At 69.4% G+C, this 18,229-nt stretch carries 18 protein-coding genes; 4 read left to right on the top strand and 14 right to left on the bottom strand.

Annotation, left to right across the window (positions count from 1 at the left end; translation table 11 throughout):
* Positions 1-131: 131 nt before the first annotated feature.
* The 5 genes from ACGFY9_RS48710 to ACGFY9_RS48690 all read right to left on the bottom strand — a co-directional run bounded on the left by ACGFY9_RS48710 (position 132) and on the right by ACGFY9_RS48690 (position 5,751).
* A complete protein-coding gene (locus ACGFY9_RS48710; RefSeq protein WP_393765606.1) occupies positions 132-1,838 on the bottom strand; it encodes a uroporphyrinogen-III synthase in 1,707 nt (568 codons plus the stop codon).
* Complete coding sequence (gene hemC, locus ACGFY9_RS48705) at positions 1,835-2,797, bottom strand: hydroxymethylbilane synthase (RefSeq protein ID WP_393765604.1); 963 nt, start codon at positions 2,795-2,797, stop codon at positions 1,835-1,837. Before hemC ends, ACGFY9_RS48710 begins: the two co-directional genes overlap by 4 nt.
* Positions 2,794-4,506 carry a glutamyl-tRNA reductase gene (locus ACGFY9_RS48700; protein WP_393765602.1) on the bottom strand — a complete coding sequence of 571 codons (1,713 nt, stop codon included), beginning with the start codon at positions 4,504-4,506 and terminating at the stop codon, positions 2,794-2,796. Before ACGFY9_RS48700 ends, hemC begins: the two co-directional genes overlap by 4 nt.
* Positions 4,503-5,264, bottom strand: coding sequence for a redox-sensing transcriptional repressor Rex (locus ACGFY9_RS48695; RefSeq protein ID WP_393765600.1), 762 nt, complete (start codon positions 5,262-5,264; stop codon positions 4,503-4,505). The genes ACGFY9_RS48700 and ACGFY9_RS48695 overlap by 4 nt, the downstream gene beginning before the upstream one ends.
* A gap of 247 nt (positions 5,265-5,511) precedes the next feature.
* Positions 5,512-5,751, bottom strand: a complete 240-nt coding sequence (locus ACGFY9_RS48690; RefSeq protein ID WP_317884273.1) for a glutaredoxin family protein — start codon at positions 5,749-5,751, stop codon at positions 5,512-5,514.
* A gap of 114 nt (positions 5,752-5,865) precedes the next feature.
* Here ACGFY9_RS48690 and ACGFY9_RS48685 point away from each other — a divergent pair, with 114 nt between their 5' ends.
* The 3 genes from ACGFY9_RS48685 (at position 5,866) to ACGFY9_RS48675 (ending at position 9,346) form a co-directional block, all read left to right on the top strand.
* On the top strand, positions 5,866-6,807 hold the full coding sequence (locus tag ACGFY9_RS48685; protein WP_393765598.1) for an HAD family hydrolase: 942 nt from the start codon (positions 5,866-5,868) through the stop codon (positions 6,805-6,807).
* A gap of 315 nt (positions 6,808-7,122) precedes the next feature.
* Complete coding sequence (locus ACGFY9_RS48680; RefSeq protein ID WP_026151088.1) at positions 7,123-7,896, top strand: ECF subfamily RNA polymerase sigma factor, BldN family; 774 nt, start codon at positions 7,123-7,125, stop codon at positions 7,894-7,896.
* A 235-nt stretch (positions 7,897-8,131) separates the two neighbouring features.
* Positions 8,132-9,346: a DUF5667 domain-containing protein gene (locus ACGFY9_RS48675; protein ID WP_393765596.1), complete on the top strand. Its 1,215-nt coding sequence runs from the start codon at positions 8,132-8,134 to the stop codon at positions 9,344-9,346.
* A 123-nt stretch (positions 9,347-9,469) separates the two neighbouring features.
* Here the strand turns inward: ACGFY9_RS48675 and ACGFY9_RS48670 are convergent, their stop codons facing one another.
* The 5 genes from ACGFY9_RS48670 to ACGFY9_RS48650 all read right to left on the bottom strand — a co-directional run bounded on the left by ACGFY9_RS48670 (position 9,470) and on the right by ACGFY9_RS48650 (position 13,185).
* Positions 9,470-10,534 carry a lysophospholipid acyltransferase family protein gene (locus ACGFY9_RS48670; RefSeq protein ID WP_393765594.1) on the bottom strand — a complete coding sequence of 355 codons (1,065 nt, stop codon included), beginning with the start codon at positions 10,532-10,534 and terminating at the stop codon, positions 9,470-9,472.
* Between the two features lie 14 nt (positions 10,535-10,548).
* Positions 10,549-11,610 (bottom strand): NAD-dependent epimerase/dehydratase family protein, encoded by a 1,062-nt coding sequence (locus ACGFY9_RS48665; RefSeq protein WP_393765592.1) that lies wholly within the window; start codon positions 11,608-11,610, stop codon positions 10,549-10,551.
* Between the two features lie 197 nt (positions 11,611-11,807).
* The gene (locus tag ACGFY9_RS48660; protein ID WP_003948845.1) at positions 11,808-11,906 is read right to left on the bottom strand and encodes a 30S ribosomal protein bS22; all 99 of its coding nucleotides are present in this window, start codon (positions 11,904-11,906) and stop codon (positions 11,808-11,810) included.
* A 111-nt stretch (positions 11,907-12,017) separates the two neighbouring features.
* Positions 12,018-12,230 (bottom strand): helix-turn-helix domain-containing protein, encoded by a 213-nt coding sequence (locus ACGFY9_RS48655; protein WP_004984898.1) that lies wholly within the window; start codon positions 12,228-12,230, stop codon positions 12,018-12,020.
* Between the two features lie 139 nt (positions 12,231-12,369).
* The gene (locus ACGFY9_RS48650) at positions 12,370-13,185 is read right to left on the bottom strand and encodes a phosphatase (protein ID WP_393765608.1); all 816 of its coding nucleotides are present in this window, start codon (positions 13,183-13,185) and stop codon (positions 12,370-12,372) included.
* A gap of 199 nt (positions 13,186-13,384) precedes the next feature.
* Here ACGFY9_RS48650 and ACGFY9_RS48645 point away from each other — a divergent pair, with 199 nt between their 5' ends.
* Positions 13,385-13,828, top strand: coding sequence for a spore-associated protein A (locus ACGFY9_RS48645; RefSeq protein ID WP_393765591.1), 444 nt, complete (start codon positions 13,385-13,387; stop codon positions 13,826-13,828).
* Between the two features lie 459 nt (positions 13,829-14,287).
* On the opposite strand, the gene ACGFY9_RS48640 is transcribed toward ACGFY9_RS48645, so the two are convergent.
* The 4 genes from ACGFY9_RS48640 to ACGFY9_RS48625 all read right to left on the bottom strand — a co-directional run bounded on the left by ACGFY9_RS48640 (position 14,288) and on the right by ACGFY9_RS48625 (position 18,123).
* Positions 14,288-15,460: an acetoin utilization protein AcuC gene (locus tag ACGFY9_RS48640; RefSeq protein ID WP_393765589.1), complete on the bottom strand. Its 1,173-nt coding sequence runs from the start codon at positions 15,458-15,460 to the stop codon at positions 14,288-14,290.
* Positions 15,411-16,622, bottom strand: a complete 1,212-nt coding sequence (locus ACGFY9_RS48635; protein ID WP_393765587.1) for an MFS transporter — start codon at positions 16,620-16,622, stop codon at positions 15,411-15,413. The genes ACGFY9_RS48640 and ACGFY9_RS48635 overlap by 50 nt, the downstream gene beginning before the upstream one ends.
* A 67-nt stretch (positions 16,623-16,689) precedes the next feature.
* Positions 16,690-17,385 carry a VC0807 family protein gene (locus ACGFY9_RS48630; protein WP_393765585.1) on the bottom strand — a complete coding sequence of 232 codons (696 nt, stop codon included), beginning with the start codon at positions 17,383-17,385 and terminating at the stop codon, positions 16,690-16,692.
* A 93-nt stretch (positions 17,386-17,478) separates the two neighbouring features.
* Positions 17,479-18,123, bottom strand: coding sequence for an HAD family hydrolase (locus ACGFY9_RS48625; RefSeq protein WP_393765583.1), 645 nt, complete (start codon positions 18,121-18,123; stop codon positions 17,479-17,481).
* Between the last annotated feature and the right edge of the window lie 106 nt (positions 18,124-18,229).

The following is an 18,229-nucleotide window of genomic DNA, read 5'->3' as shown; positions in this document are numbered from 1 at the left end:
AGCACCCCCCGGATCATCAACAACAGGGGCAAAGAGTCCTACCGGACCTGGAGGCCACGAGCCCGAACCGGGCTTTACAAAGAAGGTAATGGGCAGAGCACACCGGCGAGATGCGCTCCGCCCCGGTCACCTCAGGTCGTACGCCGCCGCCGAGCACCAGGCCGACGCTCACTGGGCCGGGTAACGGGGTCCCCCGCCTCCTGAGCCGCCGCGCGCCTACGCAACCCGAAGTTCGCCAACGCCTCGGCCAGCTTGTGCACAGACGGCTCCGGGGCCATCACATCCACCCGCAGCCCGTGCTCCTCGGCCGTCTTCGCCGTAGCAGGACCAATACACGCGATCACGGTCACGTTGTGCGGCTTGCCGGCGATCCCCACCAGGTTCCGCACCGTGGACGACGACGTGAAGAGAACGGCGTCGAAGCCACCCCCCTTGATCGCCTCCCGCGTATCGGCCGGCGGCGGCGAGGCCCGCACGGTCCGGTAGGCGGTCACGTCATCGACCTCCCACCCGAGTTCGATGAGCCCGGCGACGAGCGTCTCCGTAGCGATGTCCGCACGGGGCAGGAACACCCGGTCGATCGGATCAAAAACGGGGTCATAAGGAGGCCAGTCCTCCAGCAACCCGGCCGCGGACTGCTCCCCGCTGGGCACCAGGTCCGGCTTCACACCGAAGGCAACCAGCGCCTTGGCGGTCGACTCCCCCACGGCCGCGACCTTGATCCCGGCAAAGGCACGAGCATCGAGCCCGTACTCCTCGAACTTCTCCCGCACGGCCTTGACCGCGTTCACCGAGGTGAAAGCGATCCACTCGTACCGTCCGGTCACGAGCCCCTTGACCGCCCGCTCCATCTGCTGAGGCGTCCGCGGCGGCTCGACGGCGATCGTCGGCACCTCGTGCGGAACGGCCCCGTACGACCGCAACTGGTCGGAGAGCGACGCCGCCTGCTCCTTCGTCCGCGGCACGAGCACCTTCCAGCCGAACAGCGGCTTGGACTCGAACCACGACAACTGGTCGCGCTGCGCGGCGGCGGACCGCTCACCGACCACGGCTATCACCGGCCGGCCGCCTTCGGGCGAGGGCAGCACCTTCGCCTGCTTCAGCGTCTGCGCGATCGTCCCGAGCGTCGCGGACCAGGTCCGCTGACGAGTGGTCGTACCAGCCACTGTGACCGTCATCGGGGTGTCCGGCTTGCGACCCGCAGCCACCAACTCACCGGCGGCCGAAGCCACGGAGTCCAGCGACGTGGAAACCACCACCGTGCCGTCCGACGCCCCCACCTCCGTCCAGCACCGGTCCGACGCGGTACGGGCGTCCACGAACCGGACGTCCGCGCCCTGCGCGTCCCGCAGCGGGACACCGGCGTACGCGGGCACACCGACGGCCGCGGCAACACCCGGGACGACCTCGAAAGGCACACCCGCGGCGACGCAGGCGAGCATTTCCTCGGCGGCGTACGTATCTAGTCCGGGGTCCCCGGACACCGCACGCACGACCCGCCTGCCGCCCCGCGCGGCCTCCATGACAAGATGTGCCGCATCCCGCACAGCGGGTAGGCCAACGGTTGTTGACGCACCGTCAACAACCGTTAGTTGAGGCGTGCCTGTGCCCGGGAACGAGTCCGAAGAAGGACCCGGATCCGGATGCACGACGGCTACGCCGGGTCGGGCGTGCGCACGTACGACGTCGAGCACCTCGTGCTCGGCGACGAGAACGTCCGCGTTCGCCAGCGCCTCTACGGCGCGCAGTGTGAGCAGTCCCGGATCTCCGGGTCCGGCACCCAGGAAGGTGACGTGCCCGTGTTCCGGACCGGCGGCGGGAAGAGTGGTGGGGCTCACTTGGCTTGCTCCCCCATCAGACCGGCCGCGCCCTGGGCAAGCATCTCGGCGGCGAGTTCGCGACCGAGCGCCAGTGCTTGGTCATGCGTCTCGGGCACGGGACCGGTGGTGGACAGCTGCACCGTACGCGAACCGTCGGTCGTGCCGACTATTCCGCGCAGGCGCATTTCCTTGACAATCTGCCCGTCGGCCAGCAGGTCGGCCAGCGCGCCCACAGGGGCGGAGCAGCCGGCCTCCAGGGCGGCGAGCAGGGACCTTTCGGCGGTCACGGCGACCCGCGTGAACGGGTCGTCGAGCTCACCGAGAGCCGCGATCAGGTCCGCGTTGTCCGCGGCACACTCGATCGCCAGGGCCCCCTGGCCGGGGGCGGGCAAAACCGTGTCGACCGACAGGAAGTCGGTCACGTCGTCGAGGCGGCCGATCCGGCTCAGTCCGGCGGCGGCCAGGACGACGGCGTCCAGTTCACCGTCCCGTACGAAGCCGACGCGGGTGTCGATGTTCCCGCGGATCGGGACCGTCTCGATGTCGAGGCCGTGGCTGCGCGCGTACGCGTTCAGCTGGGCCGTGCGCCGCGGGGAGCCCGTACCGATGCGCGCCCCGCGGGGCAGGTCGGTGAACTTCAGGGCGTCCCTGGCGACGATCACGTCCCGCGGGTCCTCGCGCTCCGGGACGGCGGCGAGCACCAGTTCCGCGGGCTGCGTCGTCGGCAGGTCCTTCAGCGAATGAACCGCGAAGTCGACCTCACCGCCGAGCAGCGCGTCCCGCAGCGCGGTCACGAAGACCCCGGTGCCGCCGATCTGGGCGAGGTGCTCACGGGAGGTGTCGCCGTAGGTGGTGATCTCGACGAGCTCGACGGGCCGTCCGGTCACCTGGCTCACGGCGTCCGCCACCAACCCGGACTGGGCCAGGGCGAGTCTGCTCCGCCTGGTCCCGAGCCTCAGTGGTGCCTTGCTACTCATGCTGGCCCTCGGTTCTTACTGTTCTCGTTCTCAGAGTCTTCTTCAGCCCGGGAGACGGAGGCCACCGTCTCCTGGTCGAGGTCGAACAGGGTGCGCAGCGCGTCCGCGTACCCGGCGCCGCCGGGCTCGGCCGCGAGCTGCTTGACCCGTACGGTCGGCGCGTGCAGCAGCTTGTCGACGACGCGTCGCACGGTCTGGGTGATCTCCGCGCGGTGCTTGTCGTCGAGGCCGGGCAGCCGTCCGTCGAGCCGGGCGATCTCGCCGGCGACGACCTCGGCGGCCATGGCGCGCAGGGCGACCACGGTCGGCGTGATGTGCGCGGCCCGCTGGGCTGCCCCGAAGGCCGCGACCTCGTCGGAGACGATACGCCGGACCGCGTCCACGTCCGCCGCCATCGGAGCGTCCGCCGAGGCCTCGGCGAGCGACTCGATGTCCACCAGCCGCACCCCGGCCAGCCGGTGCACGGCCGCGTCGACGTCCCGCGGCATCGCGAGGTCGAGGAGCGACAACACCGGCGCGGGGCGCGGGATGTGGGCGACGGGCTCGGGCCTGCGGCGCTCGGGGATCCGCCCGACGGTCGTAGCCATGGTGGCGAGTGCGGTGATGAGTTCCGCCTCGGCCTCGGGCGTACGCCGGGCCGCCTCACGCCGGTCGACGGCACTGCCGCCGACCCAGGCCGCGTGCTGCTCCAGCGTCGCCGCGTCCATCCCGGCCACGGCGGCCTCCCCCATCACGGAGAAGCCACTCGCCCCCTGCACCGCGGACAGGTCCAGCGGACACCCGTCCTCGCTCCCGACGGACGTCGGCGGAAGCTCGTCACGCACGACATCCGCTACGGCCGTACGACCGACCGTCGCGTCCGGCGACACCCGGCCCTCGACCGCGTCCGCGACCGCGTCGGCCGTCAGGACCAGGCCCGTAGCGCCCGTGCAGGACACGGCGACATCGGCACGTGTCAGCTCGAACGGCACCGAATCCATCGGTACCGCGCGGGCGGACACGTCCGTTTCGGGGCTCTCGGTGATGATCTGGGCGAGCCGCTCGGCACGGTCGGAGGTGCGGTTGGCGACGACGATCTCGGCGACCCCGGCACGCGCGAGGGTCGCGGCGGCCAGCGACGACATGGAGCCGGCGCCGATCACCAGGGCCCGTTTCCCCTTGGCCCAGGCTTCAACTGCCGTGCCGGAGGAGAGCTGTTGAAGGCCGAAGGTGACCAGGGACTGGCCCGCGCGGTCGATGCCGGTCTCCGAGTGGGCGCGCTTGCCGACGCGGAGGGCCTGCTGGAACAGCTCGTTCAACAGCCGCCCGGCGGAGTGCAGTTCCTGCGCCGTGGCGAGGGAGTCCTTGATCTGGCCGAGGATCTGGCCCTCGCCGACGACCATCGAGTCGAGGCCGCAGGCCACCGAGAAGAGGTGGTGGACGGCCCGGTCCTCGTAGTGCACGTAGAGATAAGGAGTGAGCTCGTCCAGGCCGACGCCGCTGTGCTGGGCGAGCAGTGTGGACAACTCCGCGACGCCCGCGTGGAACTTGTCCACGTCGGCGTAGAGCTCGATGCGGTTGCAGGTGGCCAACAGCGCGGCCTCGGCGGCCGGTTCGGCGGCGACCGTGTCCTGGAGGAGCTTGAACTGGGCGTCCGCGTTCAGCGTGGCCCGCTCCAGGAGACTGACCGGCGCGCTGCGGTGGCTCAGCCCGACGACGAGGAGGCTCATGCCGGCATCACGGCGGGGACGTCCCCGTCAGGGCCCTGCTCGGCGGAGTCGCCACGGTGCGCGGCGGCCGGGTGCGCCGCCTCGTTGGCGGCCTCCTCGCCGGCCTTGCGCTGCTCGTGGAAGGCGAGGATCTGCAGCTCGATCGAGAGGTCGACCTTGCGGACGTCGACGCCGTCCGGGACGGTCAGCACGGTCGGCGCGAAGTTCAGGATGGACGTCACACCGGCGGCCACGAGGCGGTCGCAGACCGGCTGGGCGGCACCGGCGGGGGTCGCGATGACGCCGATGGAGACGCCGTTGTCGCTGATGATCTTTTCCAGCTCGTCCGAGTGCTGCACCGGGATGCCCGCGACGGGCTTGCCGGCCATCGCCGGGTCGGCGTCGATGAGGGCGGCGACCCGGAAGCCTCGGGAGGCGAACCCGCCGTAGTTGGCGAGCGCGGCGCCGAGGTTCCCGATACCGACGATCACGACCGGCCAGTCCTGGGTGAGGCCCAGCTCGCGGGAGATCTGGTAGACGAGGTACTCGACGTCGTAGCCCACACCGCGGGTGCCGTAGGAGCCGAGGTAGGAGAAGTCCTTGCGCAGCTTCGCGGAGTTGACCCCGGCGGCGGCCGCGAGCTCCTCGGAGGAGACCGTGGGCACCGAGCGCTCCGAGAGTCCGGTCAGCGCGCGGAGGTACAGCGGGAGACGGGCGACGGTGGCCTCGGGAATCCCTCGGCTACGGCTCGCCGGTCGGTGAGTTCGGCCAGTTGCCACGGTGCTCCTGCGGGTAGAGCGGGGCTGTGGGCGGTCACACGTACCCAGACCGCCCCGTCGGAAGCAGGCTATGTCTTTGTGAACGCGTGCACAAAGATGGTGTCCGATTTGCCCGGCCAACGTGACCGGGGTCACGCACACGCGTCCCAGGCGTATTCCAGGGGGCAAAACCGCCACACTCCTCGTAATTCCCGCCCCCGAGACCAAACCGCCGTCGATCCTAAGCGACGTTCGGGTGCGCGTTGAACTACTTGGTCAGTTCCCGGCGCAGCCGGCCCTCGTCCACCCGCCAGAAGGTGTGCTGTTTCCCATCGATGAGGACGACGGGAATCTGCTCCCAGTACTCGTCGTGCAGTCGCTGGTCCTCGGTGATGTCCTTCTCCTCCCAGGGGACCCCCAGGTCGGCGCAGACCTTCTCCACGACGAGCTGCGCGTCCTCGCAGAGATGACAGCCGGGCTTGCGGATGAGGGTGACGAGATGACTCATGCACACCATTCTCGCGCCACCGGTGCACTTCTTTAACGGCCCGGTCGCGGAGAGTTCACAGCCTCCGAACCTCTCGGCTCCGGAACCACCGAACAAACTGGCTATGCTCACGACATGGCCGCTCTCGGATGGCTCACTCCCCGTAGGCGCTCCGCCACGGCGCGGAGCGTGTTGGCAGGCGAGGCCTCTGCGGAGGCAGCGCGCAAGTCGTCGCAGGATGTCCAGGACATAGAGGACGCCCTCGCGAAAGAAGCAACACAGGAACCGGAGTTCCCGGTCCTCGGCGACGACAGAGCAGCCGCCTTCTTCGACCTCGACAACACCGTCATGCAGGGCGCGTCGATCTTCCACTTCGGCCGGGGCCTGCACAAACGGAAGTTCTTCGAGACCCGCGACCTCCTCAAGTTCGCCTGGCAGCAGGCCTGGTTCAGGCTCGCCGGCTCCGAGGACCCCGAGCACATGCAGGAGGCGCGCGACTCCGCGCTGTCCATCGTCAAGGGCCACCGCGTCGCCGAACTCCAGTCGATCGGCGAGGAGATCTACGACGAGTACATGGCCGAGCGCATCTGGCCCGGCACCCGCGCCCTCGCCGAGGCGCACCTCGCCGCGGGCCAGAAGGTGTGGCTCGTCACAGCGGCCCCGGTGGAGATCGCCAATGTGATCGCCCGCCGCCTCGGCCTCACCGGCGCGCTCGGCACGGTCGCCGAGTCCGTCGACGGCGTCTACACCGGCAAGTTGGTCGGCGAACCGCTGCACGGCCCCGCGAAGGCGGAGGCGGTACGGGCGTTGGCGGCAGCGGAGGGCCTGGACCTGTCCCGCTGCGCCGCGTACAGCGACTCGCACAACGACATCCCGATGCTCTCGCTGGTCGGGCACCCCTACGCCATCAACCCGGACTCCAAGCTGCGCAAGCACGCGCGCGAGCTGGACTGGCGGCTGCGCGACTACCGCACGGCCCGCAAGGCGGCCAAGGTCGGCATCCCGGCGGCGGCCGGCGTGGGCGCGGTGGCGGGCGGCACGGCCGCGGCGATCGCTTTGCACCGCCGACGCCGGTGACGCGGTAAACACAGCCAATCCAGGGGTCGTACCCGCGTAACCCCCTGTCCAGTCACGTTGGCTGCACACGGCCACAACACGCCCCGGTCCCTGACTGAATTCGGACCGTTCTGATCAACAACCGGTCACTCTGCGGTACTTGATCGGGCGCCAATCGGTTACAGAAGCGACGTAATCGATGATTTGAGCAACTGGGTGTAGCAGCGCCTGCACGAAGCGTTATTCTCCTCAGACGCAATCCGGTACCCCTCCGTCGCTACGACGGGTGAATGTTCCGGTACTGCACGTGATGGAAGCTCTGCCTCTGGGAGTCCCGTGTACCCACACGTCGGGGTTGACGCCTCGGGCCTGGCTACGCTGCGCGCAACGGTCCAAGACCTGTTGCGCGGCTTCGTCCCCACCGCGTACGCCGTCCCCGCCGCCTTCGCCACCACCGCACCCGTCGGTCCGTGCTACGCACTGGCCGACGGTGGCGCCGCGGTGGGCAGACGAGGGCGCTCGGCCGGCGCCGCCACCGCACGCCGTCCGGCCGCTGACAGCGACAGCGCCCGGATGATGGACCTCGTGGAGCGTGCCCAGGCCGGCGAAGCCGACGCCTTCGGCCGCCTCTACGACCAGTACAGCGACACCGTGTACCGGTACATCTACTACCGAGTGGGAGGCAAAGCCACCGCCGAGGACCTCACCAGCGAGACCTTTCTGCGCGCCCTGCGCCGCATCGGCACGTTCACCTATCAGGGTCGCGACTTCGGCGCCTGGCTGGTGACGATCGCCCGCAACCTGGTCGCCGACCACTTCAAGTCGAGCCGTTTCCGGCTGGAAGTGACCACCGGCGAGATGCTCGACGCCAACGAGGTCGAGCGCTCCCCCGAGGACTCCGTCCTGGAGTCCCTGTCGAACGCCGCACTGCTCGACGCCGTACGGCGGCTCAACCCGCAGCAGCAGGAGTGCGTCACGCTCCGCTTCCTGCAGGGCCTCTCCGTCGCGGAGACCGCCCGCGTGATGGGCAAGAACGAGGGCGCGATCAAGACCCTCCAGTATCGGGCCGTGCGCACTCTCGCCCGGCTCCTCCCGGACGACGCCCGCTGACGGCATACGCTCGGTAACGCCCAACTCGCGCTCAGTGAAAGTCCGTTGAGTTCGCGGTCGGATCATCCGTCGTCCGTAACCCAAGTGCCGCGCCAGTCGTTGTGCGGGATACAGGCTCCCTGTGGTCACGACCTGACCCTCCCCGATCACTCGATCGTGTGGATGCGGTCAGGCTGTGCAACCCTCAGGACCCCCTGGGGAGTCGACCGTCATGACGCGAGAGGAGGTGCCGCCAGTGATCGCGAACGTATCGGCGCACCGGCGGGCGAACGCCTTCGCCCAGGCCCTGGAAGAGGAGCAGTCCGACCAGGGCACGGCGGCCGAGCAGTCCGAAGGACCGGCCCCGGCCCCGGCTGCTGCGGAACAGACCGAGCAGGGCCGCATGCTGGCCTTCGCCACCGGTCTCGGCGAGCTGCCCAAACCCGTGCTGGACCCCGAGGTCAAGGTGGTCCAGCGGGCTCAGCTGGTCGCCGCGTTCGAGGCCATGCTGCAGGGCGAGGCACCCGAACCCTCGGTACCGGAGCAGCGGTCCCCCCGGTCCCGGGGTGCGCACCGGGCCACCGGTCTGGGCAAGCTGCGACCGCGCACCCGGCTCACCAAGGGCCTCGCGGCCGGCGGACTGAGCGTCGGGGTCGCGGCGGGTGCCTTCGGCGGAGTGGCCGCGGCGAGTTCGGGCGCCCTGCCCGGTGACTCGCTCTACGGCCTGAAGCGCGGCATCGAGGACTTCAAGCTCAACTACCTGTCCGACGGCGACGACCAGCGCGGTGTGGCCTTCCTCGACCAGGCGTCCAACCGCCTGAGCGAGGCACGCCGGCTGATCGAGCGGGACCGCAGCGGCCACCTCGACCACGAGCAGCTCGGCGAGATCCGCCGCACGCTCGCCGGGATGACCCACGACGCCTCCGAGGGCCACCGCCTGCTGCACGAGGCGTACGAGCAGGACCCGAACTCGCTGGGCCCCATCCAGGCCCTCTCCGCGTTCTCCCGCTCGCACCGCGAGGCCTGGGGCGCCCTGCGCGACCGTCTCCCCGTCCAGCTCGGCGACGTCAGCGACCAGGTCTCCTCGGTCTTCGACGCCATAGACGAAGAGGTCGCCCCGCTCCAGTCGCTGCTCCCCCAACCCCCGGCGACGACCCCCGGCACCGGCAAACACCGGGCTCCGGGTACGACGTCCACGGGCGGCTCCACCGGCACCCACCGCTCGACGACACCGAGCACGACCGACGGCTCCGCGGAGACCAGCCACTCCAGCACCCCGAGTTCATCCGCCACCACCGGCGACGGCCTCCTCGGCGGCAACACGGGCGGCCTCCTGGACCCCCCGAAGACCTCCGGCACGGAGTCCCCGTCCACGAGCAAACCCTCGATCACCGAACCGGACGTCACGCTGCCCCCGCTGCTCCCGGGCCTGCTGCCGGGCTTGGGCATCGACAGCGAGGACGCGAATTAGCTCCGCCTCGGCTGTACAACGATGGGCGCCCCTCCAACAAGGGGCGCCCATCGTTTTAGGGGCGCGGGGAACTGCGCGACCAGTCCCCACCGGGCTGGCAGCCAAAGAACTTCGGAACCAAAACTAGAAAAACACCGACCGCCGCTGCACCAGCAACTTGTACAACGTGTGCTGGATCTGCTCCCTCACCTGGTCCGTGAGGTTGAACATCAGCATCGGGTCCTCGGCCGCCTCCGGCGGGTAGCCGTCCGTGGGGATCGGCTCACCGAACTGGATCGTCCACTTCGTCGGCAACGGGATCGCGCCGAGAGGACCGAGCCAGGGGAACGTCGGAGTGATCGGGAAGTACGGAAAACCCAGGACCCGGGCGAGCGTCTTGGAGTTGCCGATCATCGGGTAGATCTCCTCGGCCCCCACGATCGAGCACGGGATGATCGGCGTGCCCTTGCGCAGGGCGGTGGAGACGAAGCCGCCGCGGCCGAAGCGCTGGAGTTTGTAGCGCTCGCTGAACGGCTTGCCGATGCCCTTGAAGCCCTCCGGCATCACACCGACCAACTCGCCCCGGCCCAGCAGCCGTTCGGCGTCCTCCGCGCAGGCGAGGGTGTGACCGGCCTTGCGGGCGAGTTCGTTGACCACCGGGAGCATGAAGACGAGGTCCGCCGCGAGGAGCCGGAGGTGGCGGCCCGCCGGGTGGTTGTCGTGGACGGCGATCTGCATCATCACGCCGTCCAGCGGCAGCGTCCCGGAGTGGTTGGCGACGATCAGCGCGCCGCCCTCCGCCGGGATGTTCTCGATGCCCTTGACCTCGACCCGGAAGTACTTCTCGTACAACGGGCGCAGCGCAGGCATCAGAAGCTCGTCGGTGAGCTCCTCGTCGTAGCCGAAGTCGTCGACCTCGTAGTCCCCGGTGAGCCGGCGACGCAGGAACGACAGGCCGTGGGCGACCCGGCGTTCCAGCCCGCTCTGGCCGGCCTCGTCGCCCGGTGTCTGCTCCGGCTCGTGTTCCTCACGCGTCACAGGAACATCATCCTGCGCGAAGTCCCGGCCCGGCAGGGGCTGGACCTCACGGACCAGCGCGGGCTCGCCGTTCTTGCGCCGGTTCCCCGTGCTCCGGCGCCGCTGCGGCCGCTGCACGCCGTTCGCGCGGGACCGGTCGTCGTCGAACGGAATGACCTTGGCATCCGCCATCGTTGATGCGCTCCTCAGTTGGCGCTCGGCGTCGGGGGGTGGCCACTGTCCGGCCTGGACAGCGCGGCGATCCGGTCGACGGCCCCCGCGAGGACCTCCGGCGGCAGCAGCCCCGGGCCCTGACTGCGCGCGAAGTCCGCGAAGGTCTCGGCGGTCGTGTACTTCGGCTTGTATCCCAGCGTCTCGCGCATCTGGACCGTCGACACGACCCGGCCGTGGGTGAGCAGCCGGATCTGTTCCGGGGAGAAGTCCGTCATCCCCAGCGTACGCACCAGGGAACCCGCCCAGGTGACCGCCGGCAGCAGCAGCGGCACGGTCGGGCGGCCCAGGCGCCGGGAGCACTGGGAGAGCAACAGGACGCCGTCCCCGGCGATGTTGAAGGTGCCGCTGTTGAGCGTGCCCCGCTCCGGATCGTGCGAGGCGATCCGCAGGACGTCGATCACGTCGTCCTCGTGCACGAACTGCAGCCGCGGGTCGTAGCCGAACACGGTCGGCAGGACCGGCAGCGAGAAGTACGACGCGAGCGGCGAATCCGCCGTAGGACCAAGGATGTTGGCGAAGCGCAGCACGCAGACGGCGACGTCGGGGCGGCGGCGGGCGAAGCCGCGCACGTACCCCTCGACCTCGACGGTGTCCTTCGCGAAGCCGCCGCTCGGCAGGGACTTCGGCGGGGTGCCCTCGGTGAAGACGGCCGGGTCGCGCGGGGCGGAGCCGTAGACGTTCGTACTGGACTTCACCACCAGGCGCTTCACGACCGGCGACTTCTGGCAGGCGCCCAGCAGCTGCATGGTGCCGATGACGTTGGTCTCCTTGACCGTGGTCCGGCTGCCGCTGCCCAGCGCCGTGCCCGTCACGTCCATGTGCACGACCGTGTCGGCGCCCGACTCGGCGAGCACCCGCGCGATGGTGGGCTGCCGGATGTCGGCCTGGATGAACTCCGCGCCCCCGAGATGGTGCCCGGGCGCGACCGCGTCCACGGCGATCACCCGGTCCACCTGAGGGTCACGCTGGATCCGTCGTACGAACCGGCCCCCCAGCTGTCGGGCCACTCCGGTCACGAGCACGACCTTCCCCAAGATCAGCGCCTTCCTTTTGAGTTACCCGTGTGCGGCCAACCTAGCGGTTCGGTGTTGCGCTGTGATGACCGCCCGCCGGACGACGTTCCGAGTACCCGCATTCGGCACATGACGCGGACATGGGCGCGGAAATAACTGTGGCCCCCCACCGAATTCGGTGGGGGGCCACAGGAGACGCTCTCGCGGCGCCGCGTCGCCTACTTCTTGTTACGACGCTGCACGCGCGTGCGCTTCAGCAGCTTGCGGTGCTTCTTCTTAGCCATCCGCTTGCGCCGCTTCTTGATAACAGAGCCCACGACTACCCTCGCTCACTTCTCATCACTCGGTGCTGGGCATCATGGGCCCATACGACCTACAAGGGGCCAGCCTACCCGTCCGAGCGCTGAGGTCGTAATCGAGGTATCGCCTCAGGCTGTCTCCACCCCCACATAACTCTCGCGAAGGTACTCGTGTACCGCTTGCTCGGGGACGCGGAAGGACCGCCCCACCCGGATAGCGGGCAGATGACCGCTGTGCACCAACCGGTACACGGTCATCTTCGACACTCGCATCACCGAGGCGACCTCCGCCACGGTAAGGAACTGAACCTCGTTCAGAGGCCTCTCGCCAGCTGCAGCCATGACACACCTGAACCTTCCGCACTCGACGGTCACCGGCTTCCCCTTCCGGTGACTCTTCGTCGTTGCGTGCTCACTCCCCAATGTAGGGGCGTGTGATGCGAGTGGGGAAGAGGTGCACCCATCGGCGGCCATCGGCGGCCTACTGTGACAGACACGCTCGATTGAGTACGTAGCGGGTAAGCGGGCGGTAGTAATCGGACCGTACGGCGTCATCAAGTGGAACTGCGACGGACACCGACCCCTCGGCCTCCCCCACGAAGAGCGCAGGGTCATCCGTATCGGCAAGACCAATAGCCTCAAACCCCAGCTGACCTGCCCCGCAGACCCATCCGTGGTCCCCGATCACCAGTTCCGGAAGCACCCCGCCGGCCTCCGCAGCCGCACCCAGCACGGTACGAACCGGGAGCGGTGAGTGCGTGTGTGCGCCGGGCTCACAACCGGTGCGTTCGGGGCCCGGTTCACGGACCAGCCCGACCCCCTGGACGTAGTCAAGGTTGTACGTGCGTAGACCGAACCGGGTCGTTATGTCGACACAGCGACCATGCGCAGGGGTGAGAACAGCACACCCTGCCGCCGACAAGGCGTCCGCCAACGCGGCGTAGAACCCGAGCAGTCGATGCGGATGCCCGGTGCCGAGAAGCACGGCCCCGCTGCGCTCCGCCACCTCCCCCAACCGATCGGCGAAGGCGTCCAACGCGGCCAAAGTCCGCTCCGGATCGATCACATCATGCCCGGAAGTGTGCGTCGGGTCGGCCGAAACCCCGCACTTGTCCGCCATCAACCCGATCAGATCCTTCTGCCCCCACGTCCATTCGGGATCGAGTCCGATCAGCACCCGGGGGTCCCGCGCGGCGAAGGCGCGATAGCTCCGCAGACTCTCCTCCCGCGAGGTGGCCACGGGCCCGGCCAGCCGGGCGGCCAGCAGATGGGCGCGGAGGGCGCCGGTGCTCAACACGAGGGTGATGCTGACGGACACGGCGCCCAGGCAGAGCGAGAACCCCGGAAACACCGCGCGGTTGGCGTAACACCGGTGACAGGACGGTGACACAACAGCCCACAACTGTCCTGCGGCTTCCCGGGTCTCACCTTGCGTGGGACGGAACGACCAACCGTCCCAAGCGAGTTGACCATCAACCAGCAGGGGGAACACGAAGATGAAGCTGTCCCGACGCACCACAACCGCCGCCGCACTCACCGTCCTGGCCCTCGCCGGCACGGCAGCCGCCACCGCCCCGGCCTCGGCAGCCACCTCCACCACCACCAAGGCGGCAGCCGCCGCCACCTACAACGGCGCCTGCGGCACCGGCTACAAGGTCATCGACTCCACCCCGGTCGGCAACGTCGGCAAGGTCTTCCTGACCTGGAACGAGTCCACCGGCAAGAACTGCGCCGTGACCATCCGCAATGCCCCGGGCGCGAAGATCTTCATGGCCGTCGAGCTCAACATCAGCGTCGGCCACGAGAGCACCCCGGTCGTCGACAGCGGCCAGTACACGTCCTACGCCGGCCCCGTCTACATGTCCGCCCGCGGCTACTGCGCCGAGTGGTACGGCGCGATCGGCTCGGCCACGGGCGGCGACTCCGGCCACTGCGGCTGACGCACCAGGTCTCGCATCCAACGCCGGACGGGCAAATCCAGCCCGTCCGGCATCCTCTCAACGCAGGCCACCCCACTCAGCCCGTCCGGCGTTTGAGGACGAGGCCGTCCAGGCCGATGGGGGGTCTGGGGGCGCAGCCCCCAGGGATGGGACGGGTAGGGGCGGGGGGGGGGGAAAAAAACCCCCCCCCCCCCCCCCCCCCCCCCCCCCCCCCCCCCCCCCCCACACCCCCCCCCCCCCCCCCCCCCCCCCCCCCCCCCCCCCCCCCCCCCCCCCCCCCGCGCCCCACCCCCCCCCCCCCCCCCCCCCCCGCCGCGGGGGGGGGGGCCCGCGGGGGGGGGCGCGGCGGGGGGGGGGGGGGGGGGGCCCCCCCCCCCCCAGGGATGGGACGGGTAGGGGCGGCGGGGGCGAAATAATCCCCGCCGCCCCTACCCACCCACCCGCACATCCGCCAAAGACCTACGCCAGCAACCCCCGCAACGGAAACACCGCCCGCCGAGTAGCCACAACAGCCTGGTCAAGACGGTCGGCGGGGTCGTACCCCGACTCCCAGTCGGCGTAGGCCACCGGCCACCGCCCATCCGTCATCCGCTGCGGCCCCAACTGCCGCGTCCGAGCGAACACTTCCTGCCGCCACCCCTCAGGAATCACCGCCTCCGGAGCGATCTCCCGCCCCGCGGCAATAGCGACGAGATGCGTCCACGACCGCGGCACCACCTCCACCACGGCATAACCGCCCCCGCCGAGCGCGACCCACTTCCCGTCGGCGTACTCGTGCGCGAGCTCATGACACGCGACCTGCACCGCCCGCTGCGCATCCAACGACACCGCGAGATGAGCAAGCGGATCCTCGAAGTGCGTATCGGCCCCGTGCTGCGAAACCAGCACCTGTGGCCGGAAGTCCGCGATCAGCTCCGGCACGACGGCGTGAAAGGCCCGCAACCACCCCGCGTCCCCGGTCCCGGCCGGCAACGCCACATTGACCGCGGAGCCCTCCCCCTTCCCGGCCCCGGTCTCCTCCGGCCACCCGGTCTGCGGGAACAAGGTCCGAGGATGCTCATGCAGGGAGATCGTCAACACCCGGGGGTCGTCCCAGAACGCCGCCTGGACCCCGTCCCCGTGATGCACATCGACATCGACGTACGCGACCCGCTCGGCCCCCAACTCCAACAGCCGGGCGACAGCGAGCGAGGCGTCGTTGTAGATACAGAACCCCGAGGCAGCCCCCGGCATAGCGTGATGCAGCCCACCCGAGAAGTTCACGGCATGCAGCGCGTCCCCGCCCCACACAGCCTCAGCCGCCCCCACCGACTGCCCCGCAATCAGCGCCGACACCTCATGCATCCCGGCAAAGGCCGGATCATCCATGGTCCCGAGCCCATACGCCCCGTCCGCCGACTCCGGATCAGCCGAGGCCGCCTTCACCGCCTCGACGTAGTCCTCCCGGTGAACCAGCCGCAGCGTCGAATCCCCGGCGGGCTTGGCCGCCACCACATCCACGTCCTTGTCGAGCCCGAAGGCATCGACGAGTCTCCGGGTCAGGGCGAGCCGGACCGGGTCCATCGGATGGTCCCGGCCGAAGTCATAGCCCGTTACTGCCTCGTCCCACATCAGCTGTGCGCGCCCGCTCATGCCCGTCACCGTACCGGCCCGCCGGCGGCGCGAACGAGCGGGCGTACACCAACGTCACCAGCACCAACACCATCGGCACGAGCATCGCCCCGCGGTAACTCCAGGCGTCGCCCAGCGCCCCCACCAACGGCGAACCGATCAGGAACCCGACGTAATTGAACACATTGAGTCGCGCAATGGCCGTATCCGAAGCCCCGGGGAACAAACGCCCGGCCGCCGCAAAGGTCTGCGGCACCAGCACACACAACCCGAGCCCCAACAAGGTGAACCCGAGCATCCCGACCCCGGCCCCGGGCGCCACGGCCACCACGGCGAACCCCACCGCGGCCACCACGGCACCCAACCGCACCACGGCCACGGCCCCGAACCGCCGCACCCCGAGATCCCCGATCCCCCGCCCGACCAGGCACATCACCATGTAGACGTTGTACGGAACGGTCGCCACCTGCTCCGAACTGCCCAGCACGTCCTTCAGATACTTCGCACTCCAGTTGGAGACGGTCGAGTCCCCGATATAGGCGAAGGTCATCACCAGACACAACGGCAGCAGCAACTTGAAGACGAGCGGCCCAGCCTCCGCCCCCTCGCCTTCCTCACCCGGCGCACCCCCGTCGACGTACCACCGGCTCCCCACAAAGGCGGCCGGCAACAACACAGCCACCACGGGCAGATACGACACCCACAGCGCCAGATGCCAGTGCGCCCCCGCCCAAGCCAGCGAGGCCCCCACGATCCCGCCCAGGCTGTACGCGGCATGGAAGCTGAGCATGATGCTTCGTCCGTACGTCCGCTGCAGACTCACCCCGAGCATGTTCATCGAGGCGTCCAGCGCACCCACACCGAGCCCGAACGCGCCGAGGGCGACGGCCAGTTCGGCCATGCTGTCGCCCGCCCCGACCCCGAGCAGCGCCAGGAGGACGACGGGCTGGGACCAGCGCAGCAGCACGCTGGGCCGTATTCGCTTCACCAACTGCTCGGTCGTGACGCTGCCGACCCCGGCGAGGATCGGCACCGCGGCCAGGAAGACGGGCAGCAGCCCGTCCGAGACCCCGTACCGGTCCTGGATCGCCGGGATGCGCGTCACGAGCAGCGCGAAGGTGGCGCCCTGAGCGAAGAAGCTGAACGCCAAAGAGGCCCTACCGCGCCGCAGCACATCTGTCATGGCGGCGAGCGTAAGGGCCCCGGCGTACTCGTGGGTAGATCCAGCCAAAGATGAATTCCGCTCAGCTTTACCGAGCGACGGCCAGCGACGGCATCGCCGCAGGTACGGGGGTGTCCCCGGCCTTCAGCTCCGCGTCGATCATCTCCGCCATCGGTCCTACGGCGACACCGCCACTGACCACGGACGTCACGGCGATCGTGCCGATCATCACGACCGTGCCCAGCCACACCATGGTGTCCACGGGCAGCGTGTACACACCGACGACCCGCGCGACGCACTCCGCGAGCAGCATCACACCCCACACGAGCGAGAACCGCCGCTCGGCCCGCTGAAACGCCACCGACCCGCTCAACAGCCGCTCGAACGCGGCCTCCCGCTCCGGGTCGCCCTTCACCAGGAAGGGCTTCATACCAGCGGTCATCATCGGCTTCCCCATCACCACGGACACGAGGATCCCGATCCCGACGACACTGCTGACCCCGCTGTCCTTGGCGAGCATCAGCCGCGGATCACCGGCCACGAAACTGAGCAGCAGCCCGACAACATTCACGAAGAGAATCAGCACGGCGAAGGCATTGATCGTCCGCTCCGCGACAACGCCCCACACCGTCTGCACTGCCGGCACGACACTGCTCCACCCCAGAGCCGCCACGGTCCCCATCCCGAACCCGCTCTTCAGCAGGTAATACGACCCGATCGGCACCGCCACATCCGCGAGGAGCGGCCCGAAGTTCTTCTTCATGGAGCCCGTGTTCGTCGTCATGCCCTCAGCTTGCCGCGAGGCCCCGGCCCGCCAGTAGAACCGATCGTCCGGACCTCGGCATGACAAATGTCAGTGCCCGAACGATGCCCGAGGTCATCCCAGCAGCTCAGCCAACTGCCCCATGTCACCAAAGAGTTGAGTAACCCCGCCAAGCCGCTCAGCAGGAGTCATGGCAGCGAACCCATACACATCCATCCCGGCCGCCACAGCCGCTTGCACCCCCAACGGACTGTCCTCTACGACGACACACCGCTCCGGCGCCACGCCCATCCGCTCGGCCGCGTACAGGAACAGATCCGGCGCGGGCTTCCCCCGCCCCACGTCCTCGGAGCTGAAGACCCACTCGTCCTCGAACCACTCGTCCAGCCCGGTGGTCCGATGCCCCACCCGAATCCGCTCATGGCTCCCGGACGACGCCACGCAGTACGGCACCCCGTCCGCGACCAGCCTCTCCAACACGTCGACGGCCCCGGCGACCGGCTTCAGCTCCCGCTCGAACGCGGCGAATACACGCGCATGGAAGACATCGTCGAAGTCGTCCGGCAACCGCTGCCCAGTGCGCTCCTCGACGAGATCGTGGACGCGGTGCATCGCGGCACCCATGTAGTCGCGGAGGGACTCCTCGTAGGAGGTCGGGTGCCCGAGCTCGGTGAGATAGCCGGCCAGGAGCCTGTTGGAGATCGGCTCACTGTCGACGAGTACACCGTCGTTGTCGAAGATCACGAGGTCATAGCGCATACCGCTGAGCCTAAACGCAGAAAACCCCTGTACCGAATAAACGGTACAGGGGTTTTCGCAATATTTGTTCGGCGGCGTCCTACTCTCCCACAGGGTCCCCCCTGCA

The sequence above is a fragment of the Streptomyces sp. NPDC048504 genome (genome assembly GCF_043200035.1).
Classification (GTDB): domain Bacteria; phylum Actinomycetota; class Actinomycetes; order Streptomycetales; family Streptomycetaceae; genus Streptomyces.
This window is presented reverse-complemented; position numbering and strand designations above follow the sequence as displayed.